The sequence below is a fragment of the Vibrio sp. M260121 genome (assembly GCF_036533715.1).
In the GTDB taxonomy this organism is placed as follows: domain Bacteria; phylum Pseudomonadota; class Gammaproteobacteria; order Enterobacterales; family Vibrionaceae; genus Vibrio.
The window spans coordinates 21,498-41,121 of the sequence record NZ_JATABF010000047.1 but is presented as its reverse complement, the minus strand read 5'-3'; the positions used below and the strand labels follow the sequence as shown (position 1 = coordinate 41,121).

Sequence of the window (19,624 nt, the reverse complement as noted above, 5' to 3'; positions counted from 1 at the left end):
ACGGGCAGAGCTTCAATAAAGGCACTTTGGGAAGGATGGTTTAAACTGCAAACCATCCTTGAAGGCTACGAGCTCGCAATGTCTCTTGATCACTAGACTTGTGATCAAGAGACAGGCAAATCTGCTCCCTTTTTGAACTTGGTAAAAGCGGCGTTAAGCACTTGCGTAGATAACGCTTCCACCTTTAATGGTATCAATGATTTCTCTCGATAACTTTTGCGGCAGTGCTGGGCAACCCCAACTGCGGCCAAGATAGCCATTCTTCTTGATAAAAGAGGGGTTTGCATAGTCTGCGCCATGAACCACGATGTAACGCTCACGTGCCTTATCATTAACGCCAGATGTTAATCCATCGAGTCGCAGTGAGTATCCGTTAGAACCATAGTAAGTGGTATCTGTTAGGAACGTACCTAAAGAAGTCTTACGAGAGTCCACTACGTTAGAAAACTTTGTCGCAGTCTTTTTGCCGCTATTTACTCCGTGAGAAACATAGGTATTAAATATTAGTTTTTTCTTATCTAAATCGACCACATAAAAGCGTTTCTCAGTAGAGGGTTTGCTGTAGTCGATGATGGTTAATACAGGCTTTTTGCGGTCATGTGCTTTTTTGTAAGCTAAAAATGCGTCGTTGAATAGACTGAAGTCGATGACTCCTTCCAAGTTGGCTTCTTTAAATGTCTTTTCAACAAGTTGCTTCGTAGCTTTAGTTTCCGTTGCTTTTGCTGAAGAGTGGTGAGCAAAGGCAAAAGGTGAAACTGTAAGCGATGTCCATATCAATAATAAAAATAGCTTTTTCATTTGTACTAAATAAAACTCTTGGTGTAGCAAATTCAGCGATTGCGTCTTGCAGTCGTTAATACAGCATGCACATCAATTTAATTCTATTCCCAACGTTTCCTATTATGCGTAGTGACACGTATTACCGAACCCTTTTTGGTATTTGGTAGAGTTCCGCCAACTAACTCGCTGAAATTAATCAACATTGAGAGGTTAATCGATGACTTTAAAAATCTTCAAGACAAATACTAGCCGATTTAGGTAATTAATAAAACTGTGTTTACCGTGATTTACTAAGCAGTGGTGCTAATAAAACATCGTTTAATTATGAATGAAATAAAAATACCGTTTGAATTCAATGTATTTATTTCATACTTAGAATTGTGCAAAAATTTTTTAGACTGTGATCCTAGTCGTAACAAATCATTGCCCGGCTACAGACAATTGATAGATTAAGCGAATACCTAATTCTGCATATTCAACTAAACGTTCAGCTAGGTTGTTGTATGTGGTCAATTTATTGACTATTGCTGTTCACATCATCGAAATGATTTATGTTAGTTTGCTATAAAACTGTTATCAAAGGGCGATGAAGATGGAAGTTCATGAGTGTATCTCATTTATCTTAGTTAAGGGCGATCAAGTGTTGCTAGAAACTAGAGCGAAGGACAAGGAATCTGACCCTGGGGCAATAGCAATACCCGGCGGTCATATGGCGTTTAACGAAACCCAACAACAAACGTTGTTTAGAGAATTGGAAGAAGAGCTCAATATCAAGCCACTTCAATTTGGTTATTTACGTTCTTTATATCACCCAACTACAGAACTGCAATTGATTCACTATTATGTGGTGACCAATTGGTAAGGTGATATTCAGAGCTTAGAAGCGGAATCTGTTAACTGGTATCCAATAATAAATGCACCAGTCTCGACGGAAGTCGATCGCGTCGCATTAAGTGAATATCTTCGATTAAATACAGCGCTAAGAACTGTGTTTAACAAATGAAGTTCCATAAATAATATTTGTGACGAGTAATAATATTTTTGATTGAATTGTAAATATCGAAAATATTCGAATTATCTTGTGAACAAAATATAGTGGATAAATATTTTGCGAAAACTTGATCAAAAATAAACTTTGCTTTCAGTTGGTTATGCTAGTTTCTGCAAAGGTAAGTTGAAAAAGGGAAGTGTATGTCGAAGTGGTTAGATTGGGCAAAGCAGCTCCAAGCGATTGCTCAAGCAGGGGAAGCATACAGTAAAGATGCTTACGATCTAGAACGATTCAAAATGGTCGAAGACATCGCTCATCAGATGTTTGCTGACATCAGCGATAAGTCAGTTGCCGATATTCAAAACTTGTTTATCCCTGAAACGGGTTATCCTACGCCCAAAGTCGACCTACGTGCTGGGGTGATAAAAGATGGCAAGATTCTTCTCGTAAGAGAGCGCGAAGACGGAGGGTGGACTTTGCCTGGTGGTTGGGCTGACGTGTGTGAAACGCCAAGTAGTGGGGTGGTACGCGAAGTGTTGGAGGAGTCTGGCCTCGTAGTTGCTAAACCGAAACTAATTGCGATTCGTGACAGAGCGATGCATGACTATCAGCCGCCTTACCCATTCCACATCTATAAGATGTTCTTTTTGTGTGAATACGTTTCTGGTGAGCCTAAAGAGAACATTGAAGTTTCGGAAATCGACTTCTTCGCGCAGCATAAGATTCCACCACTTTCACAGAGCCGAGTTTTACCAAGAGATATTGAAATGGTCTTCGATGCTTTTTACAGTGAAGATTTTCAAGTACACGTCGATTAAGGAAGAAAATGAAAACGATAGGTCTAATTGGTGGTATGTCATGGGAGTCCACCGCGAACTATTACCAGATCATTAACCGTGAAGTGAAAGCGCGTTTAGGTGGTTTACATTCAGGAAAAGTCTGTCTGTACAGTGTCGATTTCGCCGAAATTGAAACACTTCAACACCAAGGTCGATGGGAAGACACGGCCACGATTCTCTCTCAAGCTGCAAAATCGGTGGAAGCAGGCGGTGCGGACTTCATTCTGATTTGTACTAATACCATGCATAAAGTCGCGGACCAAATTCAGCAAGCTGTCAATGTACCGCTTGTCCATATTGCAGATGCGACCGCCGAAAAGCTGGTGGTGGATGGTATCAAGAAGGTTGGTTTGCTTGGTACGCGTTTTACCATGGAGCAAGACTTCTATAAGCAGCGACTCATCGATAAATTTGGTGTTGATGTCGTCGTACCGAGTTCAGATGACCAAACGATTGTCCATGAGGTTATCTATAACGAGCTGTGCAAAGGAGAAGTGCGTGAGGACTCTCGTCAACAGTACCTCGCTATTATCGATAAGTTAGTTGAAGAAGGCGCTGAAGCGGTCATTCTTGGTTGTACTGAGATTGCGATGTTAGTTGAACCTCAGCACACAGAAGTGAAGCTTTACGATACAACAGAGATTCACGCTAAGGCCGCGGTGGAAGCTGCGTTGAATGAAGCGTAATTCTTTACAGAGTTGATCGACAGGATTAAATCACTCAAGGAAGAGTTATGAATTATCGATGCGGACAATGTCGCCAGTTTACAAGGCAGAAGAGCAGCGCTGATATTTGCGGCGCTTGGGGGCATCCAACAGATGCCAACCGTGCAGCTTGCGATTATTTTATGCCAACGATCCGGGTTAAAGATCGTGTGGTTTCTCCTTTGAAAAGTAAAAATGGCTAAGTCGTTCTCATTAATTGAGAATTTCTTAATCAATCAGTATTAGTTGATTGATGCAAACGATTGCTCCATTGGGAATGTATTGTATAATTTGCGTCGCGTCACACTTTGGTGGCGCGTATTACATTTCAGGATTCCCATGTTGAAGAAATCTCTTGCTCTAATGCTTGCTGCGTACTCACTTCCTTCCGTTGCAGGTTCGACCATCGGTATTGTCGGTGCGATGGATGTCGAAGTTGAAGCGCTATTACCAAAAATCCAAAACCAACAAGTAAAGAAAATTGGTAGCCATCGCTTTTACACGGGTGAGTTAGAGGGCAAAACCGTTGTCGTGACGAAATCTGGCGTAGGTAAGGTCAATGCGGCAATGACGACCACTCTTCTGATTGAATCTTTCGGTGTTGACCAACTGATCTTCACGGGTATTGCTGGTGCTAGCGACCCTAAATTGGACCCGTTGGATGTCGTGGTTTCTACGCGTTTGGTTCAACATGATGTCGATCTAACCGCATTCAATATGCCGAAAGGTCTACTGCCTGATTACGAAGAGCGTTACTTTTACGCAGATAAAGCACTGCAAAAATACGCATTTGATGCAGCCGTTGATACGCTTGGCAAAGAGAGTGTTTACCGTGGCGTTATCGCATCTGGTGACCAGTTCATTGCAAGCAAAGTGAAAGTGACTGGCATCTACCAAGAATACAATGCAATGGCTGTGGAAATGGAAGGCGCAGCATTAGGCCAAGTAGCTGATGCGTTCAAAGTACCTTACGTGGTTATCCGTACGATTTCAGATAAAGCGGATGGTTCGGCAGATGTTGTCTACTCAGATCTTAAAAAAGCAACGGCCGACAACTCAGCGAACATTACCCTTAATATGCTAAAGCGCATGTGAGAAAACGTTCACTAGATTAAATTGTCTTTTGAGAATACGAAAAAGCAGCACACGCGGTGCTGCTTTTTTTGTTGGGTTTCAATTGCTCTGTAATGAACGATATAAGCCGTTAAGTTACGCAATATCAGAACGGGTGAAAGGTTGGTCGTTAGCCGATTTCCACCATTGATCAAGCTGCTCTTTGTTCATGGGCTTACCAAACAAGTAGCCTTGCATGAAGTCACAACGATACGAAGATAGCCACTCGTGCATCACATTATGCTCAATCCCTTCTGCCGTTACCTTTTTATTTTGCGCATGGCACAGTTCAATGATTGGTTTGATGACGTGGCCGTTGTCAGTATTCATCAAGGTGAGCAGAAATTCTCGGTCGAATTTGATTTTCTGAACAGGGTACTGAACCAATTGTGTTAATGAGGTATAGCCTGAGCCAAAGTCATCTATTGCCAGTTTATAGCCGAGTTGTGCTAGTTCATCGAGCAGGGCAGTACCTTGCTGGTCAGCGGAGAAGGTTTCTGTGATTTCCAACTCGATACAGTGAGGGGGTACACCATTTTGCTTCGCTTTGTCGTGGATGAACTCAGCCATGGAGAGGGAGTTCAACTCTGCAGATGATAGGTTGATGGATAAAATGATGTCCTTGCCAAAAATACTCTTAAGCTGGTGGTACTCTTCCATTGCGTTAGCAAACACCCAGCGGTCGATTTTCTCGAACAACCCGGTTTGTTCCGCAATAGGGATGAATTCCTTCGGTGGAATCGGCCCAATTCCTTCCGCTTCCCAACGTAAGAGAACCTCCAGCCCCTCGATTTCATTGGCGTGACTGTTCATGTATGGCTGGAAAACCAAATGGAACTCGTCTTCCACATTGGCTTTACGCAAAGCACGTTCGATCTGGCTACGGCGTTGAGCTTCAATATTGAGCGCCGCGGAATAGTAGGCGTATTGGTTTTTGCCGCCGCGTTTTGCTTGGTACATCGCCGCATCCGCACTTGAAAGCAACTTGGCAATATCAGCGCCATCTCTTGGATATTGAGCAATACCAACGCTTGCCGTCACTGGAAATGAATTTGTCGAAGATTGGCTCAAGTTGTGGATGGGTTTGAGCAACTCTGAAGCGAACATATCTGGTATGTCAGCTTTCTTTTGGTTTGTACTCAGTAGGATGGCAAACTCATCGCCAGACAAGCGAGCGCCAAAGCAAGGGCTGTTGTGTTGTTGGGTAAACTTCTGGCAGACATTTTTTATATGGCGAGAGAAGACTTGCAATAGCTTGTCACCCAATTCGTGGCCGTATTTGTCGTTCACGTACTTGAAGTTATCTAGGTCGATGTAAACAACCCAAAGTTGCTCAGAGGGATCGGCTAACTCACGAGTCGCCAATTCATGAAAACGGTGACGGTTCGCGAGTTGAGTTAGGTGGTCTGTTTCCGCTAAGTGCTTGGTTTTATGATAGATGTTATTGAGTTCTTCATACATGTCGAAGAAGCGCGAAGAGAGGCGACCAATTTCATCGTCACTGTTTAGCTTTTCAATGTTAGTGCGCTTGTTTGCTTCTATCTCACGCAGTTGTTTGTCTAGTTTCGATACCGGGCTGAGCACGTAACGATACAAGACTAAGACAATCAAAGTGATGGTACAAAACGACGCTATACCAAACGAAAGAGCCAGCTCCAACCAAACCTTATCGACCTTATTCCACATTAAATATTCGGCCGGTGACAAAATTGCGTGGAAATGGGGTAAGAGTTCAATGGTTTGGGCTAGGGGGATGTCCAGGTGAATCGGTTTGTCAGAAAATGTGATGACACTGTGGGTATCAAATTCGATTTCGTGTTTGATGTCATTAAAAGCTTCGAGAGAGACGGAGACGACAACAAAGAATGCGTTGTGCGGGTCAAAGCTGGGTGGGTGCTCGCCCGTTCGCTTATCGAACAGTTCGTATTGCAGCAGAATGCTTTGTCCACTTGAGTTGTAAATAAAGCCTGTATGGCTGGTTTTACCGCGTTGGGCATAACTCTTTTCTACGTATTCGAGAATCTTAGGATCGACGCTGCCGTTGGACTCATAAAATTGATTCTCGGTGTAATAGAGGAGCTGTTGGTCGCCATCCAGTATTGCCATGTTCGCGTCGCCATTATAACCATGGCTAAGCACTTCCACTGTTTCATCCAATCGGTTGAATAGCTGACGTTCCCTATATGGGTCTTCGTGATTAACGAAGTAATCCTGTAAAACTTCACTTTTCCCTAGGGTATAGGCGTAACTGTTGAGGAAGATATTGGCCTGACGAAATTGCCCTGCGAGCTTTTCCATTTGCAGCTGGATATAGCTGTCTTCCCTTTTGATTAGCGTGACTTTTTGAATGCTATAGATGATGTAACTCGACACCAGCGCGCTAATTAGAATGACAGGGGCGACAAGCAAAACGACTCTGTTGCTTAATTTCATGTATTTCTTACTTTCCGTTTGTGTCCCTACAAACGCCTCTAACCTAATGGTTTTTACCAGTTGGTTCTCACCTAAGGTATCGAACGGATGATGATACTTTCCTTGTATTCGGGAGAAATTGTAAAGGTGTGTTTTTCGAAAGTCAGTGAGGTTTCCGATATTTGTGATGTCGTGTGAGGTTTTTTCATGTTCTCAGGTACCACCGTCTCATAAATTGAACAGATTATTCTGTTCCAAAACACGCTTACTCATTTGTTCGGTTTATGAATTCAGGTTTATAAAGAAGGGAAAGGTAATTTCTCTCCGTGTAGTAAATGTCATCGAAACGTTTCGATGGCGAAGTGTGACCCCAATATCTTTTTCTTAATCAGTTAGCTCTCAATTAAGGATCATTCTCACACCTTGTTGATCTGTGACTGGTCAATTCTTTTTGGCGTTCTATTATTGCATCGAAACGTTTCGATGGGTGTTTTGTCAATATAGAAATTAATCCAAGTTAGACACTCACAGTTGTATGAACGTGTAACCGAAAGGTCGATGAGATGAAAAAAAGTACCCTAATTAACTCAGAAATTTCTTACTTGGTGGCGACGCTGGGTCATACCGACGAAATCACCATTTGTGACGCGGGCTTGCCAATTCCTGATCATGTACAGCGCATTGATTTAGCGTTGACACATGGTGTGCCTGGCTTTCTTGATACCGTCTGCGTGATTCTGTCTGAGTCCCAAATAGAAGGGGTCATTATTGCTGAAGAATTCGCCAAAGTTAGCCCAGTTCACCATGATGCTTTAATCACGGAGTTAACCAAAGAAAGTGAGCAAACAGGCAAGCAAATCGCGATCAACTATATATCGCATGAAGATTTTAAAGCTCGCACAGAACAAAGCCGCGCTGTTGTTAGAACAGGCGAGTGCACACCTTACGCGAACGTGATTTTCCAAGCCGGCGTGGTGTTTTAAGCCACAATTAATTGAGGACAAATTATGACTCAAGCCATTCTACAACTAAGCGACATCGAGAAAGCGTTCCCGGGTGTTAAGGCGTTGGATAAAGCCAGCCTTAATGTATACCCGGGTCGAGTGATGGCGCTGATGGGCGAGAACGGGGCAGGTAAGTCGACCTTGATGAAAGTGCTTACAGGCATCTACCACATGGATGCAGGAAGCATCAAATATCAAGGTCAGCCAGCGGCGTTTAAAGGTCCGCGTGATTCTCAAGAAGCGGGCATCAGTATCATTCACCAAGAATTGAACTTGATCCCGGAACTGACGATTGCTGAAAACATCTATTTAGGTCGTGAATTTACCGGCACGATGGGACGTATTCAGTGGAGCAGAATGTACGAAGAAGCAGATAAGTTGCTTCAACGCCTTAACGTAAAGCACTCTTCAAAAACATTGCTTGGTGATTTAAGTCTTGGTGAGCAGCAAATGGTGGAGATTGCCAAAGCGCTGTCTTTCGAATCCAAAGTCATCATCATGGATGAACCAACGGATGCGTTGACTGACAAAGAGACGGAATCGCTGTTTAAAGTGATTAACGAACTTCGCGACCAAGGTTGCGGCATCGTTTACATCTCACACCGTCTGAAAGAAATCTTCGAAATCTGTGATGACATTACTGTGTTACGTGACGGTAAGTTCATCGGCGAATGCCAAGTTAAAGACACCAACGAAGATGGACTCATCGAAATGATGGTTGGTCGTAAGTTGGAAGAACAATATCCACGTATCGATGTGACGCATGGTGATGTTTGTCTTGAAGTGATTGGTTTGACGGGCTCGGGCGTTCATGACATTAACTTCACACTTCAACGCGGTGAGATCCTTGGCGTATCGGGCTTGATGGGCGCAGGGCGTACTGAATTGATGAAGGTGATTTACGGCGCGTTACCAAGTGAGCGTGGCGTCATCAACTTAGACAACAAGACCATTAATCCTGTTAGCCCACAAGATGGTTTGGCGAATGGCATTGCTTACATCTCTGAAGATCGTAAAGGCGATGGCTTGGTGCTGGGGTTATCCGTGAAGGAGAACATGTCCCTGTGTGCACTGGATAAACTCACCAAAGGCTTCCAAATCCAACACGGCGAAGAAGTCGTGGCGGTGGAGGACTTCATCAAGCTTTTCAACATCAAAACGCCGACTCGAGACCAAATCATTGGCAACCTTTCTGGTGGTAACCAGCAGAAAGTAGCAATCGCAAAAGGGTTGATGACCAAACCTAAAGTTCTGATTCTGGATGAGCCAACTCGCGGTGTCGATGTAGGCGCAAAGAAAGAAATCTACCAGCTAATCAACAAATTTAAAGCCGATGGCATGAGCATCATCTTAGTTTCTTCTGAGATGCCTGAAGTGCTAGGCATGAGTGACCGCATCATGGTGATGCACGAAGGTCGTATTACTGGCGAATTCGATGCGAAAGATGCCGACCAAGAAACACTACTCGCTTGTGCCGTAGGCAGAAAGATCAATGAGGAAGCAGCATGAGTACTAAGACCATGAGCAAACCAACCGAAGCGAACAGCAAAAAGTTGTTCACCAAAGAGTGGCTGATTGAGCAAAAGTCACTGATTGCACTGATTTTCTTGATTGTTGTTGTGTCATTCTTGAACCCGAACTTTTTTACGGTAGACAACATTCTTAATATTCTTCGTCAAACCTCAGTTAACGCAATCATTGCAGTAGGTATGACGTTGGTTATCTTGACTGCAGGCATCGACCTAAGTGTTGGTTCTGTACTCGCGTTATGTGGTGCGTTTGCCGCGAGCATGATTGCGTTAGAAGTGCCGGTGCTTATTGCGGTTCCAACAGCATTGTTCGCTGGTGCAGCTCTAGGAGCGATCAGCGGAATCATTATTGCCAAAGGTAAGGTGCAAGCCTTTATCGCAACACTGGTTACTATGACGTTACTACGCGGTGTAACCATGGTTTACACAGACGGTCGACCTATCTCAACAGGCTTTACCGACACAGCAGATGCATTTGCATGGTTCGGTACAGGTTACGCACTTGGTATTCCAGTACCAGTTTGGTTGATGGTGATTGTCTTTGCTGCGGCATGGTATCTACTAAACCATACTCGCTTTGGTCGCTATGTGTACGCACTTGGTGGCAACGAATCCGCAACGCGCCTTTCTGGTATCAATGTTGACCGTGTGAAAATTGGTGTATACGCAATTTGCGGTATGTTGGCAGCGCTTGCGGGCATTATCGTGACGTCTCGTCTGTCTTCAGCACAGCCAACTGCAGGTATGGGCTACGAGCTAGACGCTATCGCAGCGGTTGTTCTTGGCGGTACTAGCTTGATGGGCGGTAAAGGTCGCATCATGGGTACCTTGATTGGTGCTTTAATCATCGGCTTCTTGAACAATGCGCTGAACCTACTCGATGTTTCTTCTTACTACCAAATGATTGCGAAAGCAGTGGTTATTTTGCTAGCGGTACTGGTAGACAACAAAAACAAGTAATCCATAACAACTAATACATTAAAGCTAAATCCTGAATACAAACCGAGCCAGAGGACGTGTGCTGGCTCACCCTACACAAAGGACTAGAACGATGAAAAAACTCGCAACTCTTATCTCTGCTGCACTTCTTTCTTCAACCGTATCGGTAGCGGCGCAAGCTCAAGATACCATGGCGATTGTTGTTTCTACGCTGAATAACCCGTTCTTCGTAACGATGAAAGACGGTGCAGAAGCAAAAGCGAAAGAACTGGGATACGACTTGATTGTACTGGACTCGCAAAATGACCCGAGTAAAGAACTATCAAACATCGAAGACCTAACGATTCGTGGCGTAAAAGCGATTCTGATTAACCCAACAGATTCAGACGCTGTGTCAAACGCGATTCGTATGGCGAACCGTTCTAAGATCCCTGTGTTGACGCTAGACCGTGGTGCAAGCCGTGGTGACGTAGTGAGCCACATCGCTTCTGACAACGTAGTTGGTGGTGAAATGGCTGGCCACTACATCATGGAGAAAGTAGGTGAGAAAGCGAAAGTTATCCAACTAGAGGGTATTGCAGGTACGTCTGCGGCGCGTGAGCGTGGTGAAGGTTTCATGACAGCAGTTAAGGGCAGCAACATGGAGCTACTAGCAAGCCAACCTGCTGATTTTGACCGTACTAAAGGTCTGAACGTAATGGAAAACTTGCTTGCAGCGAACCCAGACGTTCAAGCGGTATTTGCTCAAAACGATGAGATGGCATTGGGTGCGCTTCGCGCAGTTCAAGCATCAGGTAAAGATGTGCTGATTGTTGGTTTCGACGGCACTGAAGATGGCATCGCAGCAGTTAACCGTGGCAAGTTAGCTGCAACTATTGCACAGCAACCAGATCTAATTGGTGCGCTTGGTGTAGAAACTGCAGCGAAAGTATTGAAAGGCGAGAAGGTTGAGGAGTACATTCCTGTTCCGCTTAAAGTCGTGACTAAGTAAGTTTAGTGCTCGACTCAGTGACTCTTCTTTGTTGAAGATAACGGAATGACTCAATGATTGTGTTGGGTCATTCCAAACAACGAAATCTGTAAGTTAGAAAATTAAATCTCGCTGAATCGTAATACGCTTACGTTTTTTCAAAGAGCGTAAACTTATTACTCCTGTTCAAATTAAAGGGTTCATTAAGAACCGAGGATAACCGTATGAATAAGTTAGTGGTGTTAGGTAGTGTAAACGCTGACCATGTTCTTCAAGTGCCTTCTTTCCCTCGCCCTGGCGAGACGCTACATGGTCGCAACTATCAAGTTATCCCAGGTGGCAAGGGTGCCAACCAAGCTGTTGCAGCAGCTCGATTAAACGCAGACATCGGTTTTATTGCGTGTGTGGGTGACGATTCGTTCGGCATCAATATTCGTGAGAACTTCAAAATGGATGGCATCGACATCACTGGTGTGAAGATGCAGCCTAATTGCCCAACTGGCATTGCCATGATTCAAGTAGCAGACAGCGGTGAGAACAGCATTTGTATCTCCGCAGAAGCGAACGCGAAGCTTATCGCAGAAGCGATTGAACCCGATTTGGAGCGCATTCGTCAGGCAGATTACTTATTGATGCAATTAGAAACGCCAATGTGCGGTATCGAGAAAGCAGCGCGAATCGCGAAAGATGCCAAAACCAACGTGATTCTTAACCCTGCACCAGCTCGCGAGCTGTCAGATGAATTACTGTCTTGTATTGATGTCATCACACCAAATGAAACGGAAGCGGAAGTACTCACAGGTGTGACGGTAACAGACGATGATAGCGCACAAGAAGCGGCAAACATCCTGCATTCGAAAGGCATTGAAATTGTAATGATCACGCTCGGTGCGAAAGGAGTGTGGTTGAGTCAAAACGGTCGTGGTGAAATCATTCCTGGCTTCCGCGTAGAAGCAACAGATACCACCGCGGCGGGCGATACGTTTAATGGGGCATTAGTCACTGGTTTATTGGAAGACTTACCTTTAGAATCAGCGATTAAGTTTGCCCACGCAGCTGCAGCGATCTCAGTAACTCGCTTTGGTGCGCAAACCTCCATTCCAACCCGTAAAGAGGTTGAGGAGTTCCTTGAACAACAATAATCAAAAGGAGAGATAACATGGCAACGATGAAAGACATCGCAAAACTGGCAGGGGTTTCCACTTCAACTGTGAGCCATGTTATTAACAAAACTCGCTTTGTCAGCGAAGAGATCTCCGAACGAGTCAACAACGCTGCCAAAGAACTCAATTACTACGCGCCTTCAGCTTTGGCGCGTAGTCTTAAAGTCAATCGCACCAAAACCATTGGTATGCTAGTGACCACCTCAACCAACCCGTTTTTCGGTGAAGTCGTAAAAGGTGTTGAGCGCAGTTGCTACCATAAAGGCTACAGCCTGATTCTGTGTAACACTGAAGGCGATAACGAGCGCATGCGTGAATCTATTAATACGTTGTTGCAAAAGCGTGTTGATGGTTTGATTTTGATGTGTTCATCGTTAGAAGGGGAGCGCATTGATGTATTCGAACGTTACCCTGATATTCCGGTTGTAGTGATGGACTGGGGCCCTATGCTGTTCACCAGCGACAAGATCCAAGACAACTCGCTTCGTGGTGGTTATCTTGCAGCTAAACACCTTATCGATTGCGGCCACAAAGAGGTAGGCTGTATCACCGGTCCATTAATTAAGCACCAAGCGCAAATGCGTTATGAAGGCTATAAGCGAGCGATGATTGAAGCTGAGCTTGAGTTCAATGCAAACTGGATTGTTGAGTCTGACTTTGAATGTGAAGGTGGTTATCAAGCCTTCAAGAAAATGGCGGAACGTGGCCCGTTACCAAGCTCGATTTTTGTCTCCAACGACATGATGGCAATGGGCGCAATTAACGCGGCTAACGAGCTAGGTATTAAAATTCCAGAGCAGTTATCCATTATTGGCTACGATGACATCCATATCGCCAAATTTATGTCTCCATCTCTGACAACAATTCATCAACCGAAATACCGTCTAGGGCAGGCGGCAGTCGAAACATTATTGCGAAAATTGGATGATAAATCTGATGAAGCTCAGGTTGTACAGCTTGAACCAACATTGGTTGAGCGTAACAGTGTGAAGTGCCTCTTCGAATAAAGAAGTTATTCGCTCTCAATTAGCTATTTATCTAAACTTATAATGGTTAGCTTTCTGAATGGATTTAGAAAGTGAATGCCTTCTTTTTACATAATAAGCCCATCAAAGTGTGATTTTTTGTGCGTAAAGTGAAAGATATCGTGTAGAAATTCACAGGAAAGCTTATTATTAGAAGAGTATATAAATGGATTTATAAATTATCATGGTGAATGGAAATTTTTATGTTTGTTAAGAGATACGCACAGTATTCAACTAAGAGACCGTGGTTTCATCGTATCGCTGTAATGTTGGTATTGTTCGTATTTGTAGTCAGTGTTTATGAACTGCTCGCAAACGAAGAATTCGTCTATTTGTCGGGCATCGCTTTTACGTTCATTGCAACTGCATTTTTTGCCTCTGCGTCATCTTTCAAAAAGCGCTATTTAGGGCATGAGTCGTAAACGCCATAGGGTTACAAGTGGCATCAAAGCACTTTAAAACAATTATTGATCTGATTTATGATCGGATACATCAAAGGGAGGACAAATGTCCTCCTTTTTGTTTGCTGCGAGGCAATAAGATGAGCGCATCCCAAGCACAATAATAAAGGACATCTTCATGGACCTGTTTGCCCTGTTAGACATCAACAATACCCTTGTTAACATTCCTATTGGTGGTGGCTATGCAATGAGCTGGATCGAAGCGTTTGGTACGGTTTTCGGTCTGCTTTGTATTTGGTTTGCGAGCCAAGAAAAAACCATTAACTACTTGTTCGGTCTGCTGAACGTAACACTTTTTGCCGTTATCTTTTTCCAGATTCAGCTTTACGGATTGCTTCTGCTTCAACTGTTCTTCTTCTGCGCCAACATCTATGGCTGGTATGCATGGACAAGACCAAATGCACAAGGTGAGACACTTGAGGTGCGTTGGCTAAGCAAACAGAAGCTGATCGCGACAGGTTCAGTAAGCATTGTTGCGATTGCGATGTTAACGATTTACATCGACCCATTCTTCTTTGCGTTGGCTAACATTGCTGTTGATACGCTAAATGTGTTCGGTGCAGGTTTGTCTGAGCCAGTCTTAGAGCCAGATGCTTTCCCATTCTGGGATGCAACCATTACAGTGCTTTCTATCGTGGCGCAAATCTTGATGACACGTAAGTACGTTGAGAACTGGATTCTTTGGGTCGTAATCAACATCATCAGCGTTGGTATTTACGCGACACAAGGTGTGTACGCAATGTCGGTTCAATACGCGATTCTCATGTTCATCGCAGCAAACGGTACAAGAGAGTGGGCACGTAGCGCAAAACGCAACGGTGAGAAGCCCCTAACTCAAGCGGCAGCTCAAGGTTAAGCCAATGATGAAACAACCCCATATTGGTGTAGACAGTACTCAAATAGCACCTCGAGTGATCGTCTGTGGTGAGCCAGATCGAGCAAACCGTATTGCTACATTGTTTGATAACGCAGAACTGGTCTCTGAAAACCGTGAGTATCGAGTGTTTACGGGCACATACCGAGGTCAGCTCATCTCAGTGTGCAGTACAGGCATAGGCGCGCCATCTATGATCATTGCGGTGGAAGAGCTAAAGCAGTGTGGTGTGACAGACGTGATTCGTGTGGGGTCGGCTGGTGCAATGCAAAAAGGCATTCAACTCGGTGAGTTGATAGTGGCTGAAGGCGCGGTCAGAGACGAAGGAGGCTCGAAAGCATACGTTCGCTCTTCGTATCCGGCTTACGCAAGCTTCTCGTTACTGAAAGCGCTGGACAACTATTTAGCCGAAAAAGAGGCGCGCTATCATTTAGGTGTGGTTCGCTCCCATGACAGCTTCTACACCGACGACGAAGAAGCGATTTGCGAATACTGGAACAAGAAAGGTATTCTCGGCGCGGATATGGAAACCTCGGCTCTGTTTACTGTCGGTCGCTTGCGTGGTCTGAATGTTGCCTCCATTCTGAACAATGTAGTTTTGTATCAGCAGGATGTGAAAGAAGGTGTAGGGCAGTACGTAGACGAAGCGCAAGTGATGATGGAAGGGGAGCGTTTAGCGTCTTACGCTGCTCTTGAAGCCTTAATTGCACAGAGTTAACCAGATCACAGCTTAGTTAATTTTTAAAGCGGCACCTTGGTGTCGCTTTTTTATTGGCTGTTATCAAACGATTCAAGCGAGTACAATCTATTTGAGATTGTTGTCATTAAAGAGAAACTCACGTGAAAATCAGCCCTTACCCAACCGGACGTTTCAAAAGCTTTTTAGAACAGAAAAGTGCTGAGTTTCGCGACTTAATCTATCAATGCCAAGTCGGCAGTCGATACTTTGACTCTGGTGAAGAGATCCTTCGCCAAGGTGAGCAGCTTCAATATCTGTATGTTGTGCCAGTGGGGCGAGTTTCGATGAGTATCATTGCAGCCAACGGTCGCCGTTTCCAATTGGGTGAAGCCAATTGCGACTATCATATCTATGGTGAAATGGAGTACTTTACGCAAACGCCTTGCCAATGGAATGTGGTAGCTGATGAACACATGCAAGTGGATATCATCTGTATTCAAAAACTGACTGAGGCGCTGCATCAGCAACCTGACATGATGTTCTTCTTTGCTTCTGCTTTGGCGGAGGATTATCAGGATTCAATGGACATCTACACCAATCGATTGTTACACCCAATTACTTACAACATTGCTTATGATTTGTTGGTGCAAAAACAGACCAATACCTTGTTGGGTGGATTTGGCAAAGTAAACCAAGAAGCCGAAAGATTTGGCACTTCGGGGCGTGTTTATCGCCGAGCGGTAAAAGATCTGATGGACAAAGGTTTGATCAGAAAAGGCGAGCAGGGGCTTGAGATTGTTGATGAAACGGCACTAAAAGCATTTATTGGTGCCTACGAATAACCCACAACGTTTGAATTCCGAAATACAAAATGTTGTGGGTCATCATGAGCATTTTTTGCTAAGAGCGATAAGCGCTTATTTTGGAATTAGAAAACGCAGTGCTTAGCAAAGTCAGACGCTTCGTTTGCTGTCCATTCGCCTTTTGGCTTTTCTTTCATATCGTTACACCATGCTTCACTACCAACTTCAGTACAAGCCATCAATTGTGCAGCGACAAATAAAACCAATGCTAACTTCTTCATTATCTAGTCCTTTCTAGTGAGTCATTTAAACCTAGTATAAACATTCACTGAGTTGATAAATATCAAAATGACAACTTTGCGCTTACCGTCTCAAATTAGATATCTGTATGGTGTAATTTTTTGATTTAATAAGCCTATTTAAAAGTGTAACGAATGTAAACTTATCGAATAATTGGTTGAATGCCTGTTTGAGTAAGGATATATTGCGAATGCGCATGATAACGGATCTCATTAAGGCTTGAAAGTGGAAAAACTCGTCAGTGCGGCAATTCTTTCGCTGCTTATAATTTCACCTTCTTTTGCTGCAACCGTCAAAATTGACCATTACATGGGAACGACAGAAGTTGAACAATCCCCCAAACGAGTGGTTGTGATTGGCTTTGGCCCGCTCGATATGCTGGATAGTTTTGGCATCGATCCAGTAGCGGTATCGAACGCCTCCCATCTTCCAAAGTACTTATCTAAATACAGCAAGACTCATTACACATCGGCAGGTAGTCTTTTCGAACCAGACTTTGAAACCATCTACATGCAAAAGCCGGACTTGATTTTGGTTGGTCCTCGCGGTTCGTCAAAATACGATGAGTTAAGTGAAATAGCACCAACAGTTGTGCTCGCATCAGGTGAGAATGAAGGCTACTGGCAGGGCACAAAAGCGCAATGGCGCAACGTTGGCAAGATCTTCAATATGGAAGAAAAGGTTGAACAAAAAATTGAAAACCTGGATGCACAGTTCAAGGCGATTCGTGATTACAGCCAAACCAACAATAATGATGCACTCACAATTCTAAGCATTGGTGACAACATCAGTGCATTTGGTGCGAAATCTCGTTTTGGCACGATTTACTCAGATTTTGGCTTTTCAGAGACTGTGAAGAATCTCAAAACGGGCACGCATGGTGACGTCATTTCTTATGAGTTTATTCGCGAAGCCAACCCGAAAAACATCCTCGTTATTGATAGAAACACACTTCACGCAAAGTCTGACAATGACCTCGCTAAAGCGTTGGATAACGATTTGGTTAAAGCAACTTCGGCTTACAAGAACAAGAAAGTTACCTTCCTAGACGTTGATGCTTGGTACTTAGCGATGTCCGGTGTAACTGCCACAGAAAAGATGGTGAGTGAAATTAAACACACCATCGATCTGTAAGCGAAGTACGCTGAGGTTAACTTTGAAAAAGTTATTGCTTGTTCTTGTTGTTCTAAGCGTTGCATCGTTGTTTGTTGGGGGTGGCAAATATGACACCCCAACAGTTGTTTTCGGGCAATGCAAAAGCACTAGAACTTTTCTTTACTAGCCGGGTTCCACGTTTATTTGCCATTCTTCTTGCTGGAGCAGGGCTGAGCATCGCTGGATTAGTGATGCAGCAAATTAGCCAAAACCGATTCGCCGCGCCTTCAACAACAGGCACGATTGAGTGTGCCATGCTTGGTTACGTGATGAGTGTGGTGTTTTTTGGTAATGGCGAACAGCTTTGGCTTGTCTTTGCTGTCTCTATCCTGGGTACCTTGATGTTCGTCCAGTTCATTCAACGTATTCAATTCAAAAGCGTCGTGTTTGTGCCGCTCGTGGGCATTATCTTTGGTAACGTTGTTGACGCTGTCACTACTTTCATTGCCTACAAATACGATGCACTACAAAGCCTGTCAGCATGGAGCGTGGCAAACTTTGCAAACATTTTGCGTGGGGATTTTGAGCTGCTTTATCTTGCTGTTCCCGTCGCTCTTTTAAGTTACCTATTTGCGGCACGCATTTCTGCGGTTGGCATTGGTAAAGACTTTGCAGTAAACCTTGGGCTGAACTATCAGCAAGTGGTGACGTTAGGCGTACTTTTGGTGTCGGTAATGTCAGCCAGTGTGGTGATGATTGTAGGTCAACTGCCGTTTCTAGGGCTCATCGTTCCAAACTTAGTCAGTTACTTCTACGGTGACAATCTCAAACGCAATATCCCGCTTACCGCTATGTACGGGGCAATACTAGTTTTGGCGTGTGACTTGGTTAGCCGATTGATCATCTTCCCTCATGAAATGCCGATTTCAATTGTAATCAGTATCTTGGGCGGTGTGGTGTTTATCGCGATGTTGTTGCGAGGTAAGCAAAATGCGTGATTCCAAGAAACTGTTCTTATTGGCAGCCGTCGCGCTGCTTTTTGCTTTTTTGTTTATTGGTATTGGCTTAACAGCAGATAACTACCAGTACTTTTTGTCGCGACGTGTGCCTAAAGTGTTAGCTATGGTATTGGCGGGTATTGCGATTGCTCAATCTTCGTTGGTGTTCCAAACCATTACCCACAACCGGATTCTTACTCCAAGCATCATGGGGTTTGATGCGTTGTATGTGTTAACGCAAGTACTGATTGTTTTGTTGTTTGGTGGTTTAAGCGCTCTCGTTCTGAATGTCTACATCAACTTCTCGATTGCTGTGCTGGTCATGGTGGGATTTTCGCTATTGCTGTTTGGGTTTTATTTTTCAAAAGGCGGGCGCAACCTCATCACTTTGCTATTGGTTGGGCTGATCTTTGGGCAGTTGTTTAACAACATTGCGGTGTTCTTTTCCTTTCTTATGGACCCAAATACTTTTGCGTTTGTGCAATCTAAACTGTACGCGAGTTTCAATAATGTGAAGGTGAACTTGGTGTATCTCAGTTCACCAATATTGCTCATCGTTTGCTGGTTGTTGTATCGCATGCATCGTACTTTAGATGTTTTTTGGCTAGACCAAGACAATGCTAAGAGTCTTGGGGTTGATGTCCCTAATGTGACGCGCAACGTTTTTGTTCTCTCTGCGGTGCTCATCGCTATTTCTACTGCGTTGGTTGGGCCCATCATGTTCTTTGGCTTATTGGTGACGAATTTGAGCCGTGAAATGTTCCACTCTTACCAGCATCGTATCTTGTTAGTCGGTTGTTCATTGATGGCAATTTGTGCCTTGTTGTCGGGGCAGTGGATTATAGAAAACCTGTTTTCATTTGAAACGACGCTGAGCGTGGTGATTAACTTTATTGGTGGTATCTACTTCTTGTATCTACTGCTGAAAAACAAAGTCGTATAAAC

General features: G+C 44.1%; 19 protein-coding genes and 2 pseudogenes. 18 read left to right on the top strand and 3 right to left on the bottom strand.

The genetic code is table 11. The annotated features are described in order from the left end of the window. Positions 1–153: 153 nt before the first annotated feature. Positions 154–798 (bottom strand): murein L,D-transpeptidase catalytic domain family protein, encoded by a 645-nt coding sequence (locus tag QTO06_RS21065; protein ID WP_331409678.1) that lies wholly within the window; start codon positions 796–798, stop codon positions 154–156. 574 nt (positions 799–1,372) lie between these two features. On the opposite strand from QTO06_RS21065, the pseudogene QTO06_RS21060 reads away from it, so the two are divergent. From QTO06_RS21060 to QTO06_RS21040, 5 genes and pseudogenes are all read left to right on the top strand, one after another. Continuing rightward, positions 1,373–1,783 (top strand): annotated as a pseudogene (locus QTO06_RS21060) (NUDIX hydrolase). Between the two features lie 188 nt (positions 1,784–1,971). Further along, positions 1,972–2,589 carry an NUDIX hydrolase gene (locus tag QTO06_RS21055; RefSeq protein ID WP_009704131.1) on the top strand — a complete coding sequence of 206 codons (618 nt, stop codon included), beginning with the start codon at positions 1,972–1,974 and terminating at the stop codon, positions 2,587–2,589. 8 nt (positions 2,590–2,597) lie between these two features. Further along, on the top strand, positions 2,598–3,296 hold the full coding sequence (locus QTO06_RS21050) for an aspartate/glutamate racemase family protein (protein WP_331409677.1): 699 nt from the start codon (positions 2,598–2,600) through the stop codon (positions 3,294–3,296). Between the two features lie 47 nt (positions 3,297–3,343). Continuing rightward, positions 3,344–3,517: a hypothetical protein gene (locus QTO06_RS21045; RefSeq protein ID WP_181137796.1), complete on the top strand. Its 174-nt coding sequence runs from the start codon at positions 3,344–3,346 to the stop codon at positions 3,515–3,517. A 136-nt stretch (positions 3,518–3,653) separates the two neighbouring features. Next, positions 3,654–4,409 carry a 5'-methylthioadenosine/adenosylhomocysteine nucleosidase gene (locus tag QTO06_RS21040; protein ID WP_038895372.1) on the top strand — a complete coding sequence of 252 codons (756 nt, stop codon included), beginning with the start codon at positions 3,654–3,656 and terminating at the stop codon, positions 4,407–4,409. Positions 4,410–4,523: 114 nt separating this feature from the next. Here QTO06_RS21040 and QTO06_RS21035 read toward each other — a convergent pair whose 3' ends face one another. Next, positions 4,524–6,860 (bottom strand): EAL domain-containing protein, encoded by a 2,337-nt coding sequence (locus QTO06_RS21035; protein ID WP_331409675.1) that lies wholly within the window; start codon positions 6,858–6,860, stop codon positions 4,524–4,526. 542 nt (positions 6,861–7,402) lie between these two features. On the opposite strand from QTO06_RS21035, the gene rbsD reads away from it, so the two are divergent. The 10 genes from rbsD to QTO06_RS20985 all read left to right on the top strand — a co-directional run bounded on the left by rbsD (position 7,403) and on the right by QTO06_RS20985 (position 16,325). After that, positions 7,403–7,822 carry a D-ribose pyranase gene (gene rbsD / locus QTO06_RS21030; RefSeq protein ID WP_331409674.1) on the top strand — a complete coding sequence of 140 codons (420 nt, stop codon included), beginning with the start codon at positions 7,403–7,405 and terminating at the stop codon, positions 7,820–7,822. 24 nt (positions 7,823–7,846) lie between these two features. Then, a complete protein-coding gene (rbsA, locus tag QTO06_RS21025; protein ID WP_331409673.1) occupies positions 7,847–9,352 on the top strand; it encodes a ribose ABC transporter ATP-binding protein RbsA in 1,506 nt (501 codons plus the stop codon). After that, positions 9,349–10,332: a ribose ABC transporter permease gene (rbsC, locus tag QTO06_RS21020; protein ID WP_005435746.1), complete on the top strand. Its 984-nt coding sequence runs from the start codon at positions 9,349–9,351 to the stop codon at positions 10,330–10,332. The genes rbsA and rbsC overlap by 4 nt, the downstream gene beginning before the upstream one ends. Before the next feature lie 91 nt (positions 10,333–10,423). Continuing rightward, positions 10,424–11,302: a ribose ABC transporter substrate-binding protein RbsB gene (rbsB, locus tag QTO06_RS21015; RefSeq protein WP_331409671.1), complete on the top strand. Its 879-nt coding sequence runs from the start codon at positions 10,424–10,426 to the stop codon at positions 11,300–11,302. A gap of 203 nt (positions 11,303–11,505) precedes the next feature. Next, entirely contained in the window at positions 11,506–12,423 is a 918-nt protein-coding gene (gene rbsK / locus QTO06_RS21010; RefSeq protein WP_331409670.1) for a ribokinase, read from the top strand. A gap of 17 nt (positions 12,424–12,440) precedes the next feature. Then, the gene (locus QTO06_RS21005; RefSeq protein ID WP_331409668.1) at positions 12,441–13,451 is read left to right on the top strand and encodes a substrate-binding domain-containing protein; all 1,011 of its coding nucleotides are present in this window, start codon (positions 12,441–12,443) and stop codon (positions 13,449–13,451) included. A 221-nt stretch (positions 13,452–13,672) separates the two neighbouring features. Beyond that, on the top strand, positions 13,673–13,891 hold the full coding sequence (locus QTO06_RS21000; RefSeq protein WP_331409667.1) for a hypothetical protein: 219 nt from the start codon (positions 13,673–13,675) through the stop codon (positions 13,889–13,891). 157 nt (positions 13,892–14,048) lie between these two features. Further along, on the top strand, positions 14,049–14,786 hold the full coding sequence (pnuC, locus tag QTO06_RS20995; RefSeq protein ID WP_331409664.1) for a nicotinamide riboside transporter PnuC: 738 nt from the start codon (positions 14,049–14,051) through the stop codon (positions 14,784–14,786). Positions 14,787–14,790: 4 nt separating this feature from the next. Further along, on the top strand, positions 14,791–15,522 hold the full coding sequence (locus QTO06_RS20990; RefSeq protein ID WP_331409663.1) for a nucleoside phosphorylase: 732 nt from the start codon (positions 14,791–14,793) through the stop codon (positions 15,520–15,522). Between the two features lie 122 nt (positions 15,523–15,644). Then, a complete protein-coding gene (locus QTO06_RS20985; protein WP_331409661.1) occupies positions 15,645–16,325 on the top strand; it encodes a Crp/Fnr family transcriptional regulator in 681 nt (226 codons plus the stop codon). Positions 16,326–16,411: 86 nt separating this feature from the next. Here the strand turns inward: QTO06_RS20985 and QTO06_RS20980 are convergent, their stop codons facing one another. Beyond that, entirely contained in the window at positions 16,412–16,567 is a 156-nt protein-coding gene (locus QTO06_RS20980) for a DUF3012 domain-containing protein (protein WP_005431817.1), read from the bottom strand. 244 nt (positions 16,568–16,811) lie between these two features. On the opposite strand from QTO06_RS20980, the gene QTO06_RS20975 reads away from it, so the two are divergent. The 3 genes and pseudogenes from QTO06_RS20975 to vctG all read left to right on the top strand — a co-directional run bounded on the left by QTO06_RS20975 (position 16,812) and on the right by vctG (position 19,622). Next, positions 16,812–17,720 carry a siderophore ABC transporter substrate-binding protein gene (locus QTO06_RS20975; protein WP_331409659.1) on the top strand — a complete coding sequence of 303 codons (909 nt, stop codon included), beginning with the start codon at positions 16,812–16,814 and terminating at the stop codon, positions 17,718–17,720. A 22-nt stretch (positions 17,721–17,742) separates the two neighbouring features. After that, positions 17,743–18,679, top strand: a pseudogene (gene vctD / locus QTO06_RS20970) (iron chelate uptake ABC transporter permease subunit VctD). Further along, positions 18,672–19,622 carry an iron chelate uptake ABC transporter permease subunit VctG gene (vctG, locus tag QTO06_RS20965; protein ID WP_331409658.1) on the top strand — a complete coding sequence of 317 codons (951 nt, stop codon included), beginning with the start codon at positions 18,672–18,674 and terminating at the stop codon, positions 19,620–19,622. The pseudogene vctD and the gene vctG overlap by 8 nt, the downstream one beginning before the upstream one ends. The last annotated feature ends 2 nt before the right edge of the window (positions 19,623–19,624 follow it).